Origin of the sequence: Achromobacter insolitus (assembly GCF_002209555.1) — a bacterium.
GTDB lineage: Bacteria > Pseudomonadota > Gammaproteobacteria > Burkholderiales > Burkholderiaceae_B > Achromobacter > Achromobacter insolitus.
Window position 1 is genome coordinate 41663 of record NZ_NJIF01000013.1, and the last position, 20520, is coordinate 62182.

Here is a 20520-nt window from a genome sequence, read left to right on the forward strand (position 1 = left end):
GTCTACCTGAATACATCATGACCGACAGCAATCAACCCGGCTTGTTCGATTCCAACCCGCCCGGCGGCGATGGCGACGGCGACGCCGCCATCACCCTGGCGCGCTACGCGGAACAGGCCTATCTGGACTACGCCGTTTCCGTGGTGCGCGGCCGAGCCCTGCCGGACGTCGGCGACGGGCAGAAGCCCGTGCAGCGCCGTATCCTCTACGCCATGCAGGCGATGGGGCTGGCCGCCGGCGCCAAGCCCGTGAAGTCCGCGCGCGTCGTCGGCGACGTGCTGGGCAAGTACCATCCGCACGGCGACCAGGCCGCCTATGACGCCATGGTGCGCATGGCGCAGGATTTCTCGCTGCGTTATCCGCTCATCGACGGCCAGGGCAATTTCGGTTCGCGCGATGGCGACAACGCCGCCGCCATGCGATACACAGAAGCCCGCCTGACGCCCATCGCCAAGCTGTTGCTTGACGAGCTGGACGAAGGCACCGTGGACTTCGTGCCCAACTACGACGGCAGCCAGCAAGAGCCGCAAATGTTGCCGGCGCGCCTGCCCGTGATGTTGCTCAATGGCGCCTCGGGCATCGCGGTCGGCATGGCCACCGAAATCCCGCCGCACAACCTGCGCGAAGTGGCGCAGGCCTGCGTGGCTCTCCTCAAGCATCCCCAGTTGCCGGACACGGAGCTGCACGCCCTGATTCCCGGCCCGGACTTCGCGGGCGGCGGACAGATCATCACGCCCGCCGAGGACATCGCCCAGATCTACTCGGGCGGCCGCGGGTCGCTCAAGGTGCGGGCGCGCTGGCAGTTCGAGGAAATGGCGCGCGGCCAGTGGCAGCTGGTGGTCAACGAGCTGCCGCCCGGCACCTCGTGCCAGAAGGTGCTGGAAGAGATCGAGGAGATCACCAATCCCAAGGTCAAGACCGGCAAGAAGAGCCTGACGCCCGAGCAGACCCAGGCCAAGGCCGTGATGCTGAACCTGCTGGACGCGGTGCGGGACGAGTCGGGCAAGGATGCCGCGGTGCGCCTGGTCTTCGAACCCAAGACCTCGCGCGTGGACCGCGACGAATTCGTCAACACGCTGTTGGCCCAGACCAGCATGGAAAGCAGCGCGTCCATCAACCTCGTGTGCATCGGCACCGACGGCCGGCCGCGCCAGAAGGGCCTGCGCGACATCCTGGTCGAGTGGCTGGCGTTCCGCACCAATACCGTGGTGCGCCGCACGCGCTTCCGCCTGGACAAGGTCATCGACCGCATCCACGTGCTGGAAGGCCGCATGGTCGTCTACCTGAACGTGGACGAAGTGATCCAGACGATCCGCGAATCCGACGAGCCGCGCGCCGCGCTGATGGAGCGCTTCAAATTGTCGGAACGGCAGGCCGAGGACATCCTCGAAATGCGCTTGCGCCAATTGGCCCGCCTGGAAGGTTTCAAGATCGAACAGGAACTGGCGGACAAGCGCGATGAGCAGGTGCGTCTGCAGGAACTGCTGGACAACCCCGCTGCGCTCAAGCGACTGTTGATCAAGGAAATCGAGGCCGACGCCAAGCAGTACGGCGACGATCGCCGCACGCTGATCGAGACCGCAGAGCGCGCTGTGCTCGAAACCAAGGTGCTGGACGAGCCCGTCACCGTGATCGTCTCGCAAAAGGGCTGGCTGCGCGCCCGCCAGGGCCACGGCCACGATGCCAGCCAATTCGGCTTCAAGCAGGGCGATGACCTGTACGGCGCCTTCGAATGCCGCACGACCGATACGTTGATCGCCGTGGGCGACAACGGGCGTGTCTATTCGGTGCCCGTGGCCGGGCTGCCTTCCGCCCGGGGCGACGGCCAGCCGGTTACCACCATGATCGACCTCGGAAGCGGCACGCGCATCGTCCATACGATTGCAGCGTCCGCCGACAGCCGCTGGCTGCTGGCGACGCGCGGCGGCTACGGCTTTGCCGCCAAGCTGTCCGACATGGTCAGCCGCCAGCGCGCGGGCAAGCAGTTCATTACTCTGGAAGCGGGCGACGAACTCTTGCGTCCGGTGCCGCTATTCGAAGGTGCCACGCAATTGGCGCTGCTGTCCCACAAGGGCAAATTCCTGGTCTTCGGCCTGGACGAAGTCAAGACACTGTCTGGCGGCGGTCGCGGCACCATCCTGATGGGATTGGACGGAACGGACAAGCTGGACCAGACCGTGCCTATCGGCGCGGGCGGCCTGCGTGCGTCCGGCATCTACCGCAACAAGCACACCGAGGACATCCTGGCCGGCGACGCGCTTGCTCCGTACGTCGGCAAGCGTGCCCGCAAGGGCAGGGCGCTGGATGTGCGGCCCAAGCAGCCGGTGTTGTCGCCGGTGCTGGGCTAGGCGCCCGCGGCTACGCAGGGTAATGGCGGGCTGCGGCCCGCCATTTTTTTCGCCTGTTGACCGGTATTGCGATCTTGATATTTAATAGATAGACCAATTGATCTATTAATAAAATGCGCAAGATCGACCCCATCAAACAGCAGGCGCGGCGAAGCCACATACTGGCCGCGGCGGCGGATTGTTTTGCCGAACAGGGTTTTCATTCGACTTCCACGGCGCAGATTTGCGCCCGCGCCGGGATGAGCCCCGGCAATCTGTTCCATTACTACGGCAGCAAGGCCGAGATCGTCGAAGCGCTGATCGCCGCGGACACTGAGTCCGCGCGCGCCCAGATGCAGGCGGCGTGCGCGGCGCCAGACGCCAGGCAGGCGCTGACCGACTGGGTCGCCGCGCAGCTGGCGTTGCATCAGGATCCGACCTACGTCAGGCTGGGCATGGAGATCCTGGCCGAGGCCGTGCGCAACCCGCGCGTGCATGCGTTGGTGATGGAAAACGAGGCGGCCCGCAAGGCCGGTCTGGTGTTGCTGCTGGAGACGGTCTGGCGGCAGCGGGTCCCGCCTCAGCCTGCGGCTGAGATGGCCGACACGCTGTTGCTGTTGCTGGACGGCGTCTACAGCCGTTCGGTGGTTGATCCCGCTTTCGGCGCGGCGGCGGGAGGGCGCCTCCTGGAGCAGGCATTGCTGCGATGCCTGCCCACCCGCGCGGAGCGGAACACCGCAGGGAGGCGTGCATGAGCTCGGCGGCAAATCCTGGGCGCCTGGAGCAGGTGGACGCGCTGCGCGGTTTTGCGTTGTTCGGCATTCTCGTGGTCAACATTGGCGTGTTCTCGTCGCCGTTTTACGGCGCAGGCGTCGCGGATCCGGCGTTTTCGCAACCGTTGGACTTGACCGTGCGCTGGCTCATAGCCTGGCTGTTCGAGACCAAGTTCTACCTGTTGTTTTCGTTCCTGTTCGGCTATAGCTTCACCTTGCAGATGGCTGCGGCCGAGCGCAGCCAGGCGGCTTTCGCGCCGCGCTTCCTGCGCCGTCTTGCGGGCTTGGCGGTGCTGGGGGCGGCGCACGCCGTGCTGTTCTATCAGGGCGACATACTCCTGACCTATGCGCTGCTGGGGCTGGCGCTGCTGCTATGCCGCCGGATGGAGCCCAGGCGGGCGCTGCGCATCTCGCTGTGGCTTATCGTGCTGACGGCATCGTTGTGGGCCATCCTGGGCGCATTGAGCTACCTGGACCCGGTGTCGCCCGGATACGAGGCGCAGTACCACGCGGACGCCTTGGCGGCTATCGACGCGTATCGGGGCACTATCGGCACCACGATTGCGCAGCACGTAAAGGAACTCACTGAAGGCGTGTGGTTCACCGTCCTGTTCGTGCAGGGACCGTTTGTGTTCGCGATGTTCCTGACCGGTTACGCACTGGGGCGCCGTCATGCGCTGGCGGATCCATGGCGTCAGCCGCGCGCCCTGTGGCTGCTGTGCGCGCTGGGCCTGGCGCCCGGCCTGGCCGGATCCGCCGTGTATGCCTTTACCTCTATGCCCGCGGCCGACGCGGCCTGGGAACTGCCGGGGCTGGCGGCAGACCTCCTGACCGCGCCGCTATTAAGCATGTCATATGCGGCGGCCTTGCTGCTGGCCATGCGCACGCGCCCTGGCGCGCGCTTCGCGGGCTGGCTGGCGCCCGCAGGGCGGATGGCCCTGAGCAATTACCTGATGCAGTCGATCATCTGCGCATTCCTGTTCACCGCCTGGGGCCTGCGCCTGTTCGCCTCGGTCTCGCCGCTGGCGGCGTTCTGCATTGCCGTGGCCATCTTCGCGGCGCAGCTGCCGCTATCCGCATGGTGGTTGCGACGCCACGCCTATGGTCCGGTGGAGTGGTTTTTGCGCGCGCTCACCATCGGCGCATGGCCGGCCTGGCGGCGCGCGCGGACGGGCTGATCAGACCGGCTTGGCGTGGAGCCGGCCCACGGCGGCGCCGCCATCGCGACGGCCTTGGCGCGCCCACATGCCTGCCAGCAACAGCAGCGCGGGCACGTACACCCAGAAGTCGGACCAGCGCTGCGGGTTGGGCGCCTTCACTTCGAGCACGTCCCAGCCTTGTTCCCAGCCGGCGCGCTGGGCGCGGCTGCCAAAGCGCACGCCGCCGATCTGCGTCTGGTCGCCCAGGCTCATCAGCGTCAGCCCCGCTTCGGCCAGCCGCTTGCGTCCCGCGTCTTGTCCGCCAGCGTCGTCCGTCAATTCGGGCAGGGCGACTGCCACGGTCTTGGTCAGTTCATCGCCTTCCAGATTGATTCCCCGCAGCACCACGGTGAGCCGCCCGTTGTCGGGCAGAGCCGCGGCGATGGCCTGCATCTCGGACGCCGGCCGGCTTTCGTGGCGCGGCGCGAAATGGTCCATGAACCAGTCCGGGCGGAAAAGCATGAATGTCACCAGCAGCAGCACGCCCACTTCGGCCAGCGTGCAGCGCACGCGGAACCAGCGCATGGTGGCGGCGGCGAAAGTCAGCGAGGCCAGTGTGGCGCCGGTCACGACCAGCGCCAGCTCCCAGCCATAGGTGACGTCGATCAGCAGCAACATGGGGTTGAACACGAACATGAACGGCAGGATGGCCGTGCGTGCCGCGTACGTCACGCCCTGAATGCCTGTCTTGATCGGGTCCTCCCCGGAAATGGCTGCGGCCGCGAACGTGGCCAGGCCCACGGGCGGCGTAATGTCGGCCATGATGCCGTAATAGAAAACGAACATGTGCACGGCGATCAGCGGAATCACCAGGCCGCTCTGGGCGCCCAGTTCCACCACCACGGGCGCCATCAGCGTCGCCATCAGGATGTAGTTGGCCGTGGTTGGCATGCCCAGCCCCAGGATCAGGCACACGATGGCCGTGAAGATCAGCATCAGCAGCACATTGCCCATCGACACCAGCTCGACGAAGGCCGTCATGCGCAGGCCCAGGCCGGTCAGCGTGATGGCGCCGACGATCAGTCCCGCGGTGCCGCAGGCGATGGCAATGCCTATCATGTTGCGGGCGCCATCCCCCAGGCCGCCGATGGCATCGCGCCAGCCTTGGCGCCAGGGCCCGGACAGCGGCTGTTTGCGGAACCAGGCGATCAGCGGACGCTGCGTCACCATCTGGAACAGCATGGCCATCGCGGCCCAGAATGCCGACAACCCGGCCGACAGCTCTTCCACGCTCAGGCACCAGACCAGGATGCCGATGGGAATCAGGAAGTACAGTCCGGCGCGTACGGTCGGCCACGGCTGCGGGCGCACGGGATGGTTGATGTCGATGTCCTGCGGCAGGTCCGGGTGGCGCGCCGCGACGCGCAGCAGCCACACGTATAGCGCCGCAAGCATGCCCAGCAGCACCCAGATGGCCGCAGCGCCGGCCACGGCCTGCACGCCGGTGCCTATCCAGTAGACCGCGCCCATCACCACCAAGGTGCCGCTGATGCTCATGCCCCAACCCGCCAGCTTCTGCAACGGCGTGCGGGCGGGGCCCGACGCCATCATGGGCTGGATGCCAAGCTTCAGCGCTTCCAGGTGGACGATGTAGAAAAGCGCAATGTACGAGATCGCGGCCGGCAGGATCGCGTGGCGGATGATGTCGGTATAAGGGATGCCGACGTATTCGATCATCAGGAACGCGGCCGCGCCCATGACGGGCGGCATGATCTGGCCGTTGACGGACGACGCGGTTTCGATCGCTCCGGCGCGCACGCCGCCGTAGCCGGCCTTTTTCATGAGCGGAATCGTGAAGATGCCGCCAGTCACCACGTTGGCCACGGAAGAGGCCGACACCAGGCCGTTGACGGCCGAGGACACCACGGCCACCTTGGCCGGCCCCCCGCGCAGATGGCCCAGCAAAGCGAACGACACCTGCATCATGTAGTTGCCGGCGCCGCATTTGTCCAGCATGGAGCCCAGCAGAACGAAAATGAAGATATACGACACCGACACACCCAGCGCCACGCCGTACACGCCTTCCGTGGTCAGCCACATATGCGACATCAACCGTTCCAGCGACGCGCCGCGATGCGCCAGCACGTCGGGCAGCCATGGGCCGGCGAGCGCATAGGCGACGAACACCAGGCCCAGCACGGTCATGGGCAGGCCCAGGGCCCGGCGCGTCACTTCCAGCAGCAACGCCAGGCCGATGACGGCGGTGGCCACGTCCATGGTCGTGGGTTGCCCCGGGCGGCCCGCCAGCTCGTTATAGAAGAGGTACAGATAGCTGCCGCAGAAGCCGGCCATCAGGGCCAGCGCCCAGTCGTACCAGGGCATGCGGTCGCGCGCCGAGCGCTTGCTGGCGGGGTAGGCCAGGTAGCCCAGGAACATGGCGATGCCCAGATGCAGGGCGCGGGCCTCGGTGTCGTTGAAGATGCCCCAGTTGAGCGAGAACGGCAGCGGCGACGCATACCAGAGCTGGAACACGGACCAGATCAGCGCGCCCGCCGCCAGCGTCGCGCCTGCCAGGCCGCGGACGTTGCGGCCTCCGCGGTCGGCGTCGGCGACCAGTTGTTCGAGGTCCGGGGCCGGCGTGTGCGGCTCTTTATTCATGAATTTCCCCTACGTGTCATGGCGCGCGCCGACGGCGCGGCGCGCGTTGTGTCCCTGCGCGCGGTAACGGTGCGCAAGGCCCGGCCGCCTGTGTGGCCGGGCCAGGGCTCGGCCACACAGGCATGCCGTTTCAGCGGCCCTGGGGCCAGGCCTCAGAGCAGGCCCTTTTCCTTGAAGTACTTCTCGGCGCCCGGATGCAGCGGCGCCGACAGTCCGTTCTTCACCATGTCCGCCGCCTTCAGGTTGGCGAACGCAGGATGCAGCTTCTTGAAGTCGTCGAAGTTGTCGAAGACTGCCTTGACCACGGTGTAGACCGTGGCGTCGGGCACATCGGCAGAGGTGACGAAGGTGGCCGTGACCCCATACGTCTTGGTCTCGGAAGGGTTGTTCGGATACAGCCCGGCCGGAATCGTGGCGTGAGCGTAGTAGGGATACTTTTCGACCAGTTTGTCCACGGAGGGGCCCGTCAGCGACACGAGCTTGGCGCCGCAGCTGGTGGTGGGATCCTGGATGTTGGCGGAGGGGTGGCCCACGCCATAGAAGAAGCCGTCGATCTTGCCGTCGCACAGAGCCGAGCCGTGTTCATCAGGGCGCAGTTCCGACGCCAGCGAAAAATCCTTCAGGGTCCAGCCCATGGTGCTCAGCAATTCCTCCATCGAGGCGCGTGTTCCCGAGCCGGGGTTGCCGACGTTGAAGCGCTTGCCCTTCAGGTCTTCGAAACTCTTGACGTTCGCTTCCTTGCGCGTCACCACGGTGAAGGGCTCGGGGTGGATGGAGAACACGGAGCGCAGCTTGGTGAACGGCCCGGCCTGTTTGAATTGGCCTTCGCCCTTGTAGGCGTTGAAGCCTACGTCGGATTGCACGACGCCCAGGTCCAGTTCGCCTGCCTTGATGGTGTTGGCGTTGAAGACCGAGCCGCCGGTCGATTCGACCGAGCAGCGGATGCCGTGGCTGGAACGGTCCTTGTTGACGAGGCGGCAGATGGCGCCGCCGGCGGCATAGTAGACGCCGGTGACGCCGCCCGTGCCGATACTGACGAACTTCTGTTGTGCGGCGGCGGGCGCCGACGCCGTGGACATCAATGCCGTAGCGATGCCTGCGGCTGCGAGCGCCCAGGCGTTGCGATGGCCCAAGGGGTGTTTGACGGACGTGGTCATGCAAACTCCTTTTGGGGTTTTTCCCCGTGATATTGCCGGTCTTTGCCGGCGGTTGGCGCGCCCCGCGAGCCGCGGAACGCCCTGTGCGTATCATCACGAGCCCGCGCAAGGCGGGCGGCGCGGCGGCGTTTCCCGTCGCCGCGCTTGCAGGCGGCTAGGCGCGCGCCTGCGAAATGGCGGCGTCGATGGCGCCGCGCAGACGTTCGGTCAGTTGATCCAGCTCATCGTCGGAGATGATGAAGGGCGGGGCGAGCAGCACGTGATCGCCCTGGCGCCCGTCGATGGTGCCGCCCATCGGATAGACCATCAAGCCGCGCGCCATGGCCTCGCGCTTGATGCGGGCGTGCAGCGTAAGGGCGGGGTCGAAAGTCTGCTTGCTGCCCCGGTCCTGCACCAGCTCGACGCCCATGAAGAGGCCGCGGCCGCGAATGTCGCCGACGTGGGGATGCGCGCCCAGCGCGCTTTCCAGGCGCTGGCGCAGGCCTTCGCCCTGGGCGCGTACGCGCGCCAGCAGCTGGTCGCGCCGGATGACGTCCTGCACGGCGAGCGAAGCCGCGCAGGCGATCGCATGGCCCAGGTAGGTGTGGCCGTGCTGGAAGAAACCGCTGCCTTGCTGCATGGCGTCCACGATGCGCTGTTGCACCATGACCGCGCCTATGGGCTGGTAGCCTCCGCCCAGGCCCTTGGCGATGGTGATCAGGTCGGGCGTGACGTCTTCCTGCTCCACCGCGTACAAGGTGCCGGTACGGCCCATGCCGCACATGACTTCGTCGGCGATCAGCAGCACGCCGTGGCGGTCGCAGACTTCGCGGATGCGACGGAAATAGCCAGGCACGGCCGTCACGGCGCCGGCGGTGGCGCCCACCACGGGTTCTGCCACGAACGCCATGACCGTGCCGGCGCCCAGGCGCTCGAAGGTCTGTTCCAGTTCCCGTGCCAGGCGCTCGCCGTATTGTTCGGGACTTTCGCCTTCGCGCTGGTCGCGGTAGGCGTAGCAGGGCGAGACATGCTCGACTTCGATCAGCAGCGGCGCGAACTGTGCGCGGCGCCACGCGTTGCCGCCCACTGCCAGCGCACCCAGCGTGTTGCCGTGATAGCTCTGCCGGCGCGCGACGATGTGGCGGCGTTCAGGTTGGCCGATTTCCACGAAGTACTGCCGCGCCATCTTCAGAGCGGCTTCCACGGCCTCCGAGCCGCCCGACACGAAATAGGCGTGCGAAATGCCTTGCGGGGCGTCCGCTACCAGCCGCTCGGCCAGCCGCTCGGCTACCTCGGTCGTGAAGAAGCTGGTGTGGGCATAGGCCAGCGCGTCGACCTGCGCATGCATGGCGGCCTGGATGTCGGGATGATTGTGCCCCAGGCAGGAGACCGCGGCGCCGCCGGAGCCGTCGAGATAGGAGCGGCCGGCGTTGTCGTAGACCCATACGCCCTGGCCGCGGACGGCGACGGGGGGCGTCTGGCGCAATGAACGATGCATGACGTGGGTGTGGCTCATGGAGGCAATTCCGCAGTGCAGGGGTTAAAGGCGAATCCAGGTGTCAGGCGGGGCGGCGCGGTTGGGCGGCGCTCCAGTAAACGTTGTCGTTGAGCAGGCGTTGTTCGACTTCGGTGAGGCGGTTCAGGACCTCGTCGCCGCCGCGCGCGGTCAGGCGCGCGATCAGGTGCTCTGCCAGGCCCAGCAGGCCTGCCGTGGTGTGGAAGAACGAGCCGGGCCCCTGGCGCGCCGGACGGGCGCGAACACCCTCGCGGTCCGGCGGGGCGAAGCGCAAGGTATGGCGGGCTTCGACGGCCAGCGGGGACAGCGGGTCGTCGGTCAGCGCGATGAGCGCCACGCCGCGTTGCGCGGCCTGGCGGGCCAGTTGCACGGTGGCGGTGGGATAGGGCGCCTGGGAAATGACGATTAGCGCATCGCCTGGGCCCAGGTTGTCGGCCTGTTCGGCTGGCGCGCCGCCCAGCCCGTCGATCAGCACGCTGTTGCGGCGGACCAATTGGTAGGCGTAGCGCATCTGGAAGGCAATGCCGAAGGCGGAGCGCGTGCCCAGAAACCCGACCTGCCGGGCTTCCAGCAGGGTCTGCACCGCGGCGTCGAAGGTAGACGGCGGATTCAACGCGCAGACTGAACTCATGGCGTGGATCTGATAGTCGGTCAGGACGTCGTGTCCGGGCGCGGCGGATTCACCCGCGGCGGCCTGCAGGGCGGCGGCGCGGTCCCGCAGGCCCGGCGTGCCTTGCCCTGCCAACGCCTGCTGGAACGGCAGGCGGAAGTCTTCGTAACTGGAAAAGCCGACTGCCCGGGCCAATCGCAACATGGTTGCCGGTGCAACGCCCAAGGCTTGGGCCTGGCGCCGCATGGACCACAGGCCGACTTCAGCGGGATGCGCCACGACCCAGTGCGCGGCCCGTTGCAATTCGGGTGGCAGTTGCTCCAGTTTTTCCTGGAGAGTCAGGAGGAGGTCGGACGGCAGGGACATGTACGGCAGAACGGAGCATAAAAAACATATGATAAATCTGCGTTTAATAAAAAAACATATGTTTTTATAAGGATTTCCCCCTATGGAGCGGATGCGTGTCGTCCCAGGCCTGCGCTGACAAGTTCCGGAATTCTGCTGCCATCCTCTGCAAATTTGTGTTCATTTAATTACATCGTGCCCGGGTGTTTTTGTTTGACGGGAATGAATCGTGCGCATATCATTTGTGTAGAAATGATTTGACCGAACACTCTTTATCCCATGACTGACGCCGTGACATCCGATCCTTCGCAGCAATACGATTTGCGCATCTTGCGGGCGCTGCGCCGCATTACGCGTTCCATCGCTTTGCACTCGCGCCAGCTGTCCGCCGTCAGCCACATCACGGCGCCTCAGTTGATGTGCCTGCGCACCGTGATCGCCAACGGTCCGATGACGGCGACTGCCATCAGCCGTGAAATGCACGTCAGTCCCAGCACTGTGGTCGGGATTCTGGATCGCCTGGAGGACAAGGGCTTGATCCGCCGCGAACGCGGCCGCGAAGACCGCCGCATCGTATTCGTCACGGCTACCGACGCCGGCCGTGACCTGGCGCAAGGCGCGCCGTCGCCGTTGCAGAAGCACCTGGCCGACGCGCTCAATGCCTTGCCAGAGCTTGAACAGGCCACCATCACACTGTCCCTGGAGCGCATCGTGGCGCTCATGGAGCAGGACGGCCAGGCCGCCGTCGAGACGCATGGCGATGTGTCGTCGCCCATCCTTGAAGTGCCCACGGGCGGGGCACCCCCTGAATCAGGAATCGTTGCATGAAGAAAAACGAACTGGATACCCCAACCCTCTCAAGTGCCGTGGCGCCGGCGGTCAGCGCGCAGACCCATACCATGCGTCTGCCCGACCGCAAAGACGGCGCCGCCATCCACCGCCTCATTTCCGAGTGCCCGCCACTCGACCTGAATTCCCTCTACGCGTACCTGCTCCTGGCTGAGCACTTTCGCGACACCTGCGTCCTGGCCGAAAGTGCCGGCGGACGCATCGACGGTTTTATCTCCGCATATGTGATCCCGGACCGGCCCGACACCTTGTTTGTCTGGCAGGTTGCGGTGCACACCCGCGCACGCGGCCATCGACTGGGCCGCGCCATGCTTCGCGAGCTCTTGCGCCGCAAGGGTCTCGAGCATGTCCGCTATCTCGAAACCACGGTGGGGCCTGACAACCAGGCATCGCGCCGCAGCTTTGCCGGCCTGGCCGGCGAACTGGGCGCCCACGTCTCCGAGCAGCCGTTCTTCGACCGGCAGCTCTTCGGCGGCGCGGACCATGACGACGAGATGTTGTTGAGGATAGGTCCGTTCGCCTTGCCGGCCCCCTAGGGGCGGCGCAAGCCCAGCGGTCTTATCGAATACCGGGATGGTTGGCCGATCCGGATGCGCTTGCGCACCCGGAAGGGCTCAGGCCGTCCGTCCACTTATGAGATGAAAGGGAGGATTAATCATGGACTTGAAAATCTTTGACCGGATGGAGTCGGAGGTGCGGGGCTACATCCGGTCGTTCCCCGTGATATTCAGCCAGGCCCGGGGCTCGACCCTGATCGATGAGGAAGGCACCGAATACATCGATTTCTTCAGCGGCGCCGGCACGCTGAACTACGGCCACAACAATCCTGTTCTCAAGGAAAAGCTGCTGGAGTACGTCCAGTCGGACGGCGTGGTTCATGGCCTGGACATGGCCACCAGCGCGAAGAAGCGTTTCCTGGAGACGGTGGACCGCGTGCTGCTCAAGCCGCGCAATTGGCAATACACCTTGCAGTTCACCGGCCCGACCGGCACCAACGCGGTGGAAGCCGCGCTGAAGATCGCGCGCCAGGTCAAGGGGCGTCCCAACGTCATCTCCTTTACCCATGGCTTTCACGGCGTGAGCGGCGGTTCGCTTGCCGTGACGGCCAACATGAAGTTCCGCGACGCGTCCGGTTACGCGCTGGGCAACACCACGTTCATGCCCTACGACGGATACTTCGGCCCGGACGTGGACACCATGGCCTACCTGGAGCGCATGCTCGAGGATCCCAGCAGCGGCATGGACAAGCCGGCCGCCGTCATTGTGGAAACGGTGCAAGGCGAGGGCGGCGTCAACGTGGCGACGCTGCGCTGGCTGAAAGAGCTGGAAAAGCTGTGCAAGCGCCATGACATGCTGCTGATCGTGGACGACATCCAGGTCGGTTGCGGACGCACCGGCACGTTCTTCAGTTTCGAGGCCGCGGGCATACGTCCCGACATCATCACGCTGTCGAAGTCGCTGTCGGGTTTCGGCCTGCCGATGTCGCTGGTGCTGATGAAGCCCGAGCTGGATATCTGGAAGCCCGGCGCCCACAGCGGCACGTTCCGCGGCAACAACCTGGCTTTCGTCACGGCGGCACAGGCGCTGGAAACCTATTGGGCCAACACCGCCTTCGCCACCGAAATCCAGCGCAAGGAGCGCCAGGTGCGCGACTGGCTGGAGAACCTGGTTCACAGCTATCCGAACGCCGGCCTGTCGGCGCGCGGCCGCGGTTTGATCCAGGGCCTGGTGTGCAACGCCACGCCTGCGCTGGCCAACCGCATCGCGCAGAACGCCTTCAAGAAGGGCGTGGTGATTGAAACGTCTGGCGCGCACGACGAAGTGCTGAAGTTGCTGCCCGCCCTGACCATCGAAGAAGAGCTGCTGAGCAAAGGCCTGGACGTGATCGAAGCCAGTGTCGCGGAAGCGCTCGCCGAAGAAGGGCAGTCCGCCCGCATTCTGAAATTTGGAGGAAAACGTCAATGATCGTACGCAATGTCAAAGATGTGATCGGCACCGCCGACGAAGTCCGCACCGATACCTGGGTCAGCCGCCGCGTGCTGCTGAAAAAGGACGGCATGGGCTTCTCCTTTCACGAAACCACCATCTTTCCGGGCGGCCGTACCCATATCCACTACAAGAACCATCTTGAAGCGGTGTGGTGCATCGAAGGCGACGGCTCCATCGAGACCATCGCGGACGGCAAGAAGTACGAACTCGGCCCCGGCGTGGTCTACGCCTTGAACGAACATGACGAGCACTGGCTGTGCGGCGGCAAGGAGCCGCTGCGCGTCATCTGCGTCTTCAACCCGCCGCTGACCGGCCAGGAAGTGCACGACAAAGAAGGCGTCTACGCCTTGCCTGAGCCCGAAGCCCAAGCGGCCTGACATATAAGGAGGTTCGCATGATCTCACCTGCACAGGATCCGTACGCCTCCCGTACGGATCGAAGTTCCGCCATCATCGCCCGCCAGGATCCGGTGGTCTATGAAAACGGCCAGTACGCCAGCGCCCTGAACGCCGGCCAGGTCGAGCAATACGAGCGCGACGGTTTCATCCTGCTGGAGAATCTGTTCTCGGAGGACGAAGTCCGCGCGCTGTCTGGGGAAGTCGAGCGCATGACGCGCGATCCTTCGATCGTCCGCCGCGAAGAAGCCATTACGGAGCCAGGCAGCAATGCGGTGCGTTCCATCTTCATGGTGCACGTGCTCAATCCCGTCCTGTCGCGTCTGGTGCGCGACCCCAGGCTGGTCAACGTGGCGCGGCAGATCCTCGGTTCCGAGGTGTACATCCATCAGTCGCGCGCCAACATGAAGCCGGGCTTCAAGGGCAAGGAGTTCTATTGGCACTCCGACTTCGAGACCTGGCACGTCGAAGACGGCATGCCCGCCATGCGCGCCCTGAGCTGCTCGGTGCTGTTGACCGACAACAATGAGTGCAACGGCCCCTTGATGCTGGTGCCGGGATCGCATCGCCAGTTCATCTCGTGCGTGGGCGAGACGCCGAACGAGCACTACAAGCAGTCGCTGAAGAAACAGGAATACGGCGTGCCGGATCCGGTCAGCCTGCAGCTGCTGGTGGAGCAGGGCGGCATCCGTACCATGACCGCCAAGGCCGGCTCGGTGGTGTTCTTCGACTGCAACACGATGCACGGCTCCAATAGCAATATCTCGCCTTGGCCGCGCGCCAATGTGTTCATGGTCTATAACAGCATGGACAACACCTTGAACCCGCCCAAGTACGGGCTGACGCCGCGTCCCGAGCACATCGCGACGCGCAAGGGATTCAAGGCGGTTACGCCGCTGGATGCCTTGAAGCTGGTCGGAGGCTGAGCCTCCCATGAAAAAGCCCAGGCGCCGCCTGGGCTTTTTCCTTTTGGCGTCTGCTATTCTCTGCGCACTTCGCCCTCTTGAGACACCGCACGCCATGTCCGCCCGCATTCTCAGTCTGCATATCTACCCGGTGAAATCCTGCGCAGGCATCGCCCTGAACGAATCGCCCATCGACCGCGCCGGGTTGGCCCACGACCGTCGTTGGATGCTGATCGGCGCCGACGGCCAATTCATGACGCAGCGGCAATGGCCCGCGATGGCGCTGATCCGCACCGCGCTCACCGCCGATGCGCTGCGCCTGTCCGCGCCGGGCATGTCCGACCTGGCTATTGCCTTGGACGGGTCGGGGCTGGAGCCGGGGGCGCAATCCGTGGGCGTATGGAGCGATACCATTTCGGCCCGGCGCGAGAGCGCCGCGGCCGGACAGTGGTTTTCCGAATTCCTGAAGACGCCGTGCCGGCTGTACAAGGTGGATACGGCGGCGCAACGCAATGCCAAGCCGGACTGGGTTTCGCGCTGGGTGGATGCGCATCCCGATCTGGCCGAATCGTTCGCCGGCGCGCATTGCTTCGGCTTTGCCGACGGTTTTCCCCTGCTGGTGGCCAATCAGGCTTCACTGGACGATCTGAATGCCCGGCTAAGCGCCAAAGGCGTGGCCCCGGTGCCGATGGACCGGTTTCGTCCCAACATTGTCGTACAGGGTGACTGGGAAGCCTTCGAGGAAGACCACACCGCCATGATCGAGGCCGGGGGCGTGAAAATGGCGTTCGTCAAGCCTTGCACCCGTTGTTCGATTCCCGATATCGACCAAAGCACAGCCCGGCAGTATGAAGAGCCCGGCCGCACCCTGGCGGGATACCGGAATCTGGAAATCGGCGTGGTGTTCGGCCAGAACGCCATCCTGGACGCGCCCGCGGGGGCGCGCCTGAAGGTGGGCGACGAGGTCGGAATCGAACTGGATTTCTGATCAGCAGCCCCGGCGCCCTCCGCCGGTGGCTCAGGGCGAGGACAACTTCAGGCCCACAAGGCCCAGCACAATGAGGATGACGCTTGCAATGCGCATCCAGCTGGTCGACTCGCCGAAGAGCACGATGCCGGCCACGAAGGCGCCGATCGTGCCTATGCCCACCCAAACCGCATAGGCGGTGCCCAGGGGCAGGGACTTCATTGCCAAGGCCAGCAGCCAGAAGCTGATGATCATGCCCCCGGCGGTGATGACCGACGGCCAGAGGCGGGTGAATCCATGGGTGTACTTCAGGCCCACGGCCCAGACGATTTCAAACAGGCCTGCGAGTACCAGGATGATCCAGGTCATGACGACTCCTACGCTTATGCTGCCGGCATGACGCCGGCGCGAGGGGCCGTCCCCAGAAACAGACACACCGGCCATCCGGCCGCATGCGGCAACGGGCCGTCCCGCTGCGGCAAAAATTATAGAATACCGGCTTCCGACGGCAAAACCGGGTGCCGGGCATCACTCTAGCAACACTTCGCGTTCCGGGCCGCGAAACCAGGATATTTATCATGCAACGCATCATGCTGCGGGCAAAGCTGCACCGCGTCACGGTCACCGAAGCCGACCTGCATTACGAAGGGTCTTGTGGCATCGACGAAGACTTGCTGGACGCTGCCGGCATGCGCGAGTTCGAACGCATCGAACTCTACAACGTCACCAACGGCGAACGTTTCGACACTTACATCATCAAGGCGGCCCGCGGCAGCGGCGCCATTTCCTTGAATGGCGCGGCCGCGCGCCGGGCCCAGGTTGGCGATCTGCTGATCATCTGCACCTACGGCCCGATGTCGGAAGCCGATTCGGCGACGCACAAGCCCCAGGTGGTCCTGGTGGACGACGCCAACCGCGTCAAGGAAATCCGCAAGTTCCCGGCCTGAGGCCGGCCCGCACGGAGCGCGTCTTTCCGCGAGGCGCTCCGTCAAAACCCTGAATCGTTTCATCATGAGCTTCCAGGTCATCATCCAACCCAGCCAGCACCAATTCCCGGTCGAACCCGGCCAGACCGTGCTCGATGCCGCGCTGGCCGCCGGCATCGTCTTGCCGTACAGCTGTCGCAACGGCGCCTGCTCCACCTGCAAGGGCCGCGTGGTTTCCGGGGAGTACGACGCCGGACAATATCCGGCGCAGATTCTTTCGCCCGAAGAGCTGGCGGATGGCTATACGCTGTTCTGCCAGGCCCGGCCTGAATCCGACATGGTGGTCGAATCGACCGAAGTCCGCCTTGCCAGCGACATCCAGATCCGCAAGCTGCCGTCGCGCGTGCAGACGCTGGAGCGTGTGGCCCCGGACGTTACGGTAATCAAGCTGCAGCTGCCCGCTTCCGAGCAGTTCCGCTATTACGCCGGCCAGTACATCGAGGTCATCCTGAAGGACGGTCGCCGGCGCAGCTATTCGATGGCTGGCGCGCCACACACGGGCAGCCCCCTCGAATTGCATATCCGCCACATGCCCGGCGGCGTGTTTACCGACCACGTGTTCGGCGCGGGCGACACGCAGATGAAAGAGCGCGAGATCCTGCGCCTGGAGGGGCCCTTCGGCTCCTTCTTCCTGCGCGAAGACAGCGACAAGCCCGTCGTGCTGCTGGCCAGCGGCACGGGCTTCGCCCCGGTCAAGGCCATCGTCGAGCACATGATCCACAAGAACATCAAGCGTCCGGTGGCGTTGTATTGGGGCGGACGCCGTCCGCGCGACCTCTACATGGATGCGCTGGCGCAGTCGTGGGCCGGCATGCTGCCCGATTTCCGTTATGTCCCCGTGGTGTCCAACGCCCTGCAGGAAGACGGCTGGACGGGGCGCACCGGTTTCGTCCATGAAGCCGTCATGCAGGACATCGCCGACCTGTCGGGCCATCAGGTCTATGCCTGCGGCACGCCGCTGATGGTGGACGCCGCCAGGCGCGAATTCAGCGCCCAGAACGGGCTGCCGCCCGAAGAGTTCTACGCGGACGCCTTTACGTCGGAAGCCGATCTGGCCAAGGCCGCCGCCCAGTCTTGAGTAACAGGGCATGAGCGAAAGGGGTGGAACGAGCGGGCCTGGAAAGGTTTGTGACTTCCGCCCCTTTTTATTCCATAGGCGCGGGCAAAGCGCCAGGGTAAACTGCCGTGGCAGCAGCTTGCCATGGATCGCGGACATCGGGTCGGCGAACCGAGCTGGCACGCAAGGAGCAATGCGGGCATGAAAGTAGCGGTATTGGGTGGCGGCATCATCGGAATTTCCAGCGCCTGGTGGCTGAACCAGGCCGGACATGACGTCGTGGTCATAGATCGCTGCACCGGTCCCGCCCAGGAAACCAGCCTGGCCAACGGCGCCCAGATCTCGGTTTCCTATGCCGAACCCTGGGCCAATCCCCAGGCACCGCTCAAGCTGCTCAAGTGGATGTTCCAGGATGACGCTCCGCTGCTGTTCCGCCCGCAGCTGGACTGGCGGCAATGGATGTGGGGGCTGTCGTTCCTGCGCGAGTGCCTGCCTGGCCGTCTCGCGCCCAATATCCGTGCCATGGTCCGCATGGCGGAGTACAGCCGCGCCACGCTGCGCGGCATGCGCGCAGAGCTGGGCATCCAGTACGACCACCTCGAGCGCGGTATCCTGAATTTCTATCGCGATCCCCACGAATTCGAAAACTCGCAGCGCGCCGCAGGTCTCATGCGCGATTTCGGCGTGGAACGCCGCGTGGTCTCGGCTGATGAAGTCATCGCCATCGAGCCCGCGCTGGCGCCGCACCGCCAGACCATCGTCGGCGGCGACTACACGCCCGAAGACGAGAGCGGCGACGTGCATCTGTTCACCGTGGCCTTGGCCGAGCGCTGCGCCCGGGCGGGGGTCGAATTCCGCTACAGCACGCGCGCCACGCGGCTGCTGACCGCCGGCGGCACGGTGCAAAGCATTGAGATCATCGAACCCGACGGCCGTTATGGCACCGTGTCGGCGGACGCCTACGTGGTGGCAATGGGCAGTTTCAGCCCCTATTTGTTGCGGCCGCTGGGCGTGCCGTGCAATGTCTATCCGGCCAAGGGCTATTCCGCGACTTTTCCGGTGCTCAAGCCGGAGGCCACGCCCACGGTCAGCCTGACGGACAGCAGCCACAAGGTTGTTTTTTCGCGCCTGGGCGACCGGCTGCGCATGGCCGGAACCGCGGAGCTGTCGGGATATTCCCGCAGCTTGAACACCGGACGCTGTGAAGCCATGACCCGCCTGGCGCGCGAACTCTTTCCCGACGCGCTCGATTTCGAGCGCGTCAGTTACTGGTCGGGCTTGCGCCCGTCCACTCCCTCTAACGTGCCCATTATCGGCCGCTGCCGTATCCCCAATCTGTACGTCAATACAGGACACGGTACGCTCGGTTGGACAATGGGCGTTGGCTCGGGCCGGGCATTGGCCGATCTGCTTAGCGGAAGGCGGCCGGAACCGGAATTCCCTTTTCTTGGTCTGTGAACCTATGAAGAATCTGCAATTGGCGGGCGTTGCCCGCGCGATGTTCGCCAGCCGGCGCGCATGGTTGTTCGGCGCCGCCATGGCGATGGCCGGTGCGGCGAATGCCGCGGCGGTCGAAATCCAGGTATGGCATACGCTGACCGACGCAAACAAGGCCGAGTTCGAAAAGCTCGCCAAGCAATACAACAAGGAGCAGGACCAGGTCCGCGTGACGCTGCGCGGCTTCGCCTCGCCCAGCGCGCTGGAGCAGGAAGCCGTCTCGGCGGTCAAGGCCAAGAAGGGGCCCAACCTGCTGCAACTGACCGACAACCATTCGCCTGAAGTCGTCGCCCAGCACAAGGCTGTGCTGCCCCTGTACGAGCTGCTGGCCAAGTACCCGATCAAGGACCTGAACTGGTTCGTGCCCGCCACGAGCAGCTTCACCCGCGACAGCAAGGGCCGCTTGTTGGCTTTCCCCTGGATGGCCGAAGTGCCGGTGATGTTCTACAACACCGCCGCCTACAAGAAAGCTGGCCTGGACCCCAACAAGCCCGCGCGCACCTGGGTCGGCCTGCAAGGCGAGCTGTTGAAGCTGCGCGACGTGGCCGACATCGACTGCCCCTACGCCTCGAGCGACCAGGTTACGGTCCACCTGGAGAACCTGGCGCCCGTCAACAACCAGCAGTTCACCAGCAATAACAATGGCCTGGACGCGGTCACCAAGAAGTCGGCCGCGCCCGCCATGCAGTTCGACACGCTGTACATGCGCCATATCTCGCTGATGGTCAGCTGGAAGCGTTCGCTGTTGTTCACGGCGCATTCTGCCGACAATGCCAGCGACAAGTTGTTCGCCAAGGGCGAATGCGCTGTGCTGACGGCCAACACCGGTGCGTTCGGCCAGTTCATCAACACCAAGTCGCTGTCCTTCGGCGTGGCGCCGCTGCCTTACTACGACCAAGTCACCAAGGACGGCGGCAAGCCGTTCGTGAGCGGTTCGGCGCTGTGGGTGCTGGAAGGCCATCCCCAGGCCGAAGAAAAGGCCACCGCGCAGTTCCTGGCCTGGCTGTCCAAGCCCGTCATCGCGGCGGAATGGCACCAGCGCACCGGCTACCTGCCGCTGACGGAAGCCGCATTCCGCGCTTCGGACGTGTCGTTCTATGACCGCATTCCGGGCGTCCAGGCGCTGATCGCGTCCATGCGCACCCAGCCGACGACCAACAGCCGCGGCTTCCGCATGGCCAACTACACGCGCATCGAGCCGGTGTTGAACCAGCAGCTCAACGATGCCTTCGAAGGCAAAGTGCCGCCGGTTGCGGCGCTGAACAACGCCGCGTCGCAAGCGCGCAGCATCGCCGCGCAACGCTGATCCAGGCAGGCGGCGCAAACGCCGCCACCCTGGCCCGAACCCGGTCTCTGGACCGGGTTTTTTTT

Annotated in this window: 19 protein-coding genes; 13 read left to right on the forward strand and 6 right to left on the reverse strand. The window is 65.1% G+C overall.

What is annotated here, in order from left to right:
* Window positions 1-17 precede the first annotated feature (17 nt).
* Window positions 18-2348, forward strand: a complete 2331-nt coding sequence (gene parC / locus CEY08_RS27190; RefSeq protein ID WP_063639674.1) for a DNA topoisomerase IV subunit A — start codon at window positions 18-20, stop codon at window positions 2346-2348.
* Here the strand turns inward: parC and CEY08_RS30050 are convergent.
* Window positions 2345-2551, reverse strand: a complete 207-nt coding sequence (locus CEY08_RS30050) for a hypothetical protein (RefSeq protein WP_167380329.1) — start codon at window positions 2549-2551, stop codon at window positions 2345-2347. The genes parC and CEY08_RS30050 overlap by 4 nt on opposite strands.
* Between CEY08_RS30050 and CEY08_RS27195 the strand changes: the two genes are divergently transcribed.
* Window positions 2462-3082 (forward strand): TetR/AcrR family transcriptional regulator, encoded by a 621-nt coding sequence (locus CEY08_RS27195; RefSeq protein ID WP_076812326.1) that lies wholly within the window; start codon window positions 2462-2464, stop codon window positions 3080-3082. The genes CEY08_RS30050 and CEY08_RS27195 overlap by 90 nt on opposite strands.
* A complete protein-coding gene (locus CEY08_RS27200) occupies window positions 3079-4278 on the forward strand; it encodes a DUF418 domain-containing protein (RefSeq protein WP_076812329.1) in 1200 nt (399 codons plus the stop codon). Before CEY08_RS27195 ends, CEY08_RS27200 begins: the two co-directional genes overlap by 4 nt.
* Here CEY08_RS27200 and CEY08_RS27205 read toward each other — a convergent pair whose 3' ends face one another.
* From CEY08_RS27205 to CEY08_RS27220, 4 genes are all read right to left on the reverse strand, one after another.
* On the reverse strand, window positions 4279-6897 hold the full coding sequence (locus CEY08_RS27205) for a TRAP transporter permease (RefSeq protein ID WP_088607850.1): 2619 nt from the start codon (window positions 6895-6897) through the stop codon (window positions 4279-4281).
* Window positions 6898-7049: 152 nt separating this feature from the next.
* Entirely contained in the window at window positions 7050-8054 is a 1005-nt protein-coding gene (locus CEY08_RS27210) for a TAXI family TRAP transporter solute-binding subunit (protein WP_076812332.1), read from the reverse strand.
* Window positions 8055-8208: 154 nt separating this feature from the next.
* Window positions 8209-9549, reverse strand: coding sequence for an aspartate aminotransferase family protein (locus CEY08_RS27215; RefSeq protein ID WP_076812335.1), 1341 nt, complete (start codon window positions 9547-9549; stop codon window positions 8209-8211).
* A gap of 43 nt (window positions 9550-9592) precedes the next feature.
* Window positions 9593-10525 carry a MurR/RpiR family transcriptional regulator gene (locus CEY08_RS27220; protein ID WP_063639668.1) on the reverse strand — a complete coding sequence of 311 codons (933 nt, stop codon included), beginning with the start codon at window positions 10523-10525 and terminating at the stop codon, window positions 9593-9595.
* Between the two features lie 258 nt (window positions 10526-10783).
* Between CEY08_RS27220 and CEY08_RS27225 the strand changes: the two genes are divergently transcribed.
* The 6 genes from CEY08_RS27225 to CEY08_RS27250 all read left to right on the forward strand — a co-directional run bounded on the left by CEY08_RS27225 (window position 10784) and on the right by CEY08_RS27250 (window position 15630).
* Window positions 10784-11332 carry a MarR family winged helix-turn-helix transcriptional regulator gene (locus CEY08_RS27225; RefSeq protein ID WP_042792827.1) on the forward strand — a complete coding sequence of 183 codons (549 nt, stop codon included), beginning with the start codon at window positions 10784-10786 and terminating at the stop codon, window positions 11330-11332.
* The gene (gene ectA, locus CEY08_RS27230) at window positions 11329-11889 is read left to right on the forward strand and encodes a diaminobutyrate acetyltransferase (RefSeq protein WP_042792828.1); all 561 of its coding nucleotides are present in this window, start codon (window positions 11329-11331) and stop codon (window positions 11887-11889) included. Before CEY08_RS27225 ends, ectA begins: the two co-directional genes overlap by 4 nt.
* Before the next feature lie 121 nt (window positions 11890-12010).
* Window positions 12011-13318 (forward strand): diaminobutyrate--2-oxoglutarate transaminase, encoded by a 1308-nt coding sequence (ectB, locus tag CEY08_RS27235; RefSeq protein WP_042792829.1) that lies wholly within the window; start codon window positions 12011-12013, stop codon window positions 13316-13318.
* The gene (locus CEY08_RS27240; protein WP_042792830.1) at window positions 13315-13719 is read left to right on the forward strand and encodes an ectoine synthase; all 405 of its coding nucleotides are present in this window, start codon (window positions 13315-13317) and stop codon (window positions 13717-13719) included. Before ectB ends, CEY08_RS27240 begins: the two co-directional genes overlap by 4 nt.
* 17 nt (window positions 13720-13736) lie before the next feature.
* Entirely contained in the window at window positions 13737-14663 is a 927-nt protein-coding gene (gene thpD, locus CEY08_RS27245; RefSeq protein WP_063962042.1) for an ectoine hydroxylase, read from the forward strand.
* A gap of 94 nt (window positions 14664-14757) precedes the next feature.
* The gene (locus tag CEY08_RS27250; protein WP_076812339.1) at window positions 14758-15630 is read left to right on the forward strand and encodes an MOSC domain-containing protein; all 873 of its coding nucleotides are present in this window, start codon (window positions 14758-14760) and stop codon (window positions 15628-15630) included.
* Between the two features lie 30 nt (window positions 15631-15660).
* Here the strand turns inward: CEY08_RS27250 and sugE are convergent, their stop codons facing one another.
* Entirely contained in the window at window positions 15661-15978 is a 318-nt protein-coding gene (gene sugE / locus CEY08_RS27255) for a quaternary ammonium compound efflux SMR transporter SugE (RefSeq protein WP_042792832.1), read from the reverse strand.
* Window positions 15979-16187: 209 nt separating this feature from the next.
* On the opposite strand from sugE, the gene panD reads away from it, so the two are divergent.
* The 4 genes from panD (at window position 16188) to CEY08_RS27275 (ending at window position 20455) form a co-directional block, all read left to right on the forward strand.
* Window positions 16188-16556 (forward strand): aspartate 1-decarboxylase, encoded by a 369-nt coding sequence (gene panD, locus CEY08_RS27260; protein ID WP_006224022.1) that lies wholly within the window; start codon window positions 16188-16190, stop codon window positions 16554-16556.
* A 64-nt stretch (window positions 16557-16620) separates the two neighbouring features.
* A complete protein-coding gene (locus CEY08_RS27265) occupies window positions 16621-17673 on the forward strand; it encodes a CDP-6-deoxy-delta-3,4-glucoseen reductase (protein ID WP_042792833.1) in 1053 nt (350 codons plus the stop codon).
* Between the two features lie 180 nt (window positions 17674-17853).
* Window positions 17854-19110: a D-amino acid dehydrogenase gene (locus CEY08_RS27270; RefSeq protein ID WP_042792834.1), complete on the forward strand. Its 1257-nt coding sequence runs from the start codon at window positions 17854-17856 to the stop codon at window positions 19108-19110.
* Between the two features lie 4 nt (window positions 19111-19114).
* Window positions 19115-20455: an extracellular solute-binding protein gene (locus tag CEY08_RS27275; RefSeq protein ID WP_042792835.1), complete on the forward strand. Its 1341-nt coding sequence runs from the start codon at window positions 19115-19117 to the stop codon at window positions 20453-20455.
* The last annotated feature ends 65 nt before the right edge of the window (window positions 20456-20520 follow it).

Coding starts and splice junctions, on each gene's coding strand:
- CEY08_RS27265 (WP_042792833.1), top strand. CDS start 16,621: ATGAGCTTCCAGGTCATCATCCAACCCAGCCAGCACCAATTCCCGGTC.
- CEY08_RS27225 (WP_042792827.1), top strand. CDS start 10,784: ATGACTGACGCCGTGACATCCGATCCTTCGCAGCAATACGATTTGCGC.
- CEY08_RS27205 (WP_088607850.1), bottom strand. CDS start 6,897: ATGAATAAAGAGCCGCACACGCCGGCCCCGGACCTCGAACAACTGGTC.
- CEY08_RS30050 (WP_167380329.1), bottom strand. CDS start 2,551: ATGAAAACCCTGTTCGGCAAAACAATCCGCCGCCGCGGCCAGTATGTG.
- CEY08_RS27200 (WP_076812329.1), top strand. CDS start 3,079: ATGAGCTCGGCGGCAAATCCTGGGCGCCTGGAGCAGGTGGACGCGCTG.
- CEY08_RS27195 (WP_076812326.1), top strand. CDS start 2,462: ATGCGCAAGATCGACCCCATCAAACAGCAGGCGCGGCGAAGCCACATA.
- ectA (WP_042792828.1), top strand. CDS start 11,329: ATGAAGAAAAACGAACTGGATACCCCAACCCTCTCAAGTGCCGTGGCG.
- CEY08_RS27215 (WP_076812335.1), bottom strand. CDS start 9,549: ATGAGCCACACCCACGTCATGCATCGTTCATTGCGCCAGACGCCCCCC.
- CEY08_RS27220 (WP_063639668.1), bottom strand. CDS start 10,525: ATGTCCCTGCCGTCCGACCTCCTCCTGACTCTCCAGGAAAAACTGGAG.
- CEY08_RS27250 (WP_076812339.1), top strand. CDS start 14,758: ATGTCCGCCCGCATTCTCAGTCTGCATATCTACCCGGTGAAATCCTGC.
- ectB (WP_042792829.1), top strand. CDS start 12,011: ATGGACTTGAAAATCTTTGACCGGATGGAGTCGGAGGTGCGGGGCTAC.
- CEY08_RS27275 (WP_042792835.1), top strand. CDS start 19,115: ATGAAGAATCTGCAATTGGCGGGCGTTGCCCGCGCGATGTTCGCCAGC.
- CEY08_RS27210 (WP_076812332.1), bottom strand. CDS start 8,054: ATGACCACGTCCGTCAAACACCCCTTGGGCCATCGCAACGCCTGGGCG.
- parC (WP_063639674.1), top strand. CDS start 18: ATGACCGACAGCAATCAACCCGGCTTGTTCGATTCCAACCCGCCCGGC.
- panD (WP_006224022.1), top strand. CDS start 16,188: ATGCAACGCATCATGCTGCGGGCAAAGCTGCACCGCGTCACGGTCACC.
- thpD (WP_063962042.1), top strand. CDS start 13,737: ATGATCTCACCTGCACAGGATCCGTACGCCTCCCGTACGGATCGAAGT.
- CEY08_RS27240 (WP_042792830.1), top strand. CDS start 13,315: ATGATCGTACGCAATGTCAAAGATGTGATCGGCACCGCCGACGAAGTC.
- CEY08_RS27270 (WP_042792834.1), top strand. CDS start 17,854: ATGAAAGTAGCGGTATTGGGTGGCGGCATCATCGGAATTTCCAGCGCC.
- sugE (WP_042792832.1), bottom strand. CDS start 15,978: ATGACCTGGATCATCCTGGTACTCGCAGGCCTGTTTGAAATCGTCTGG.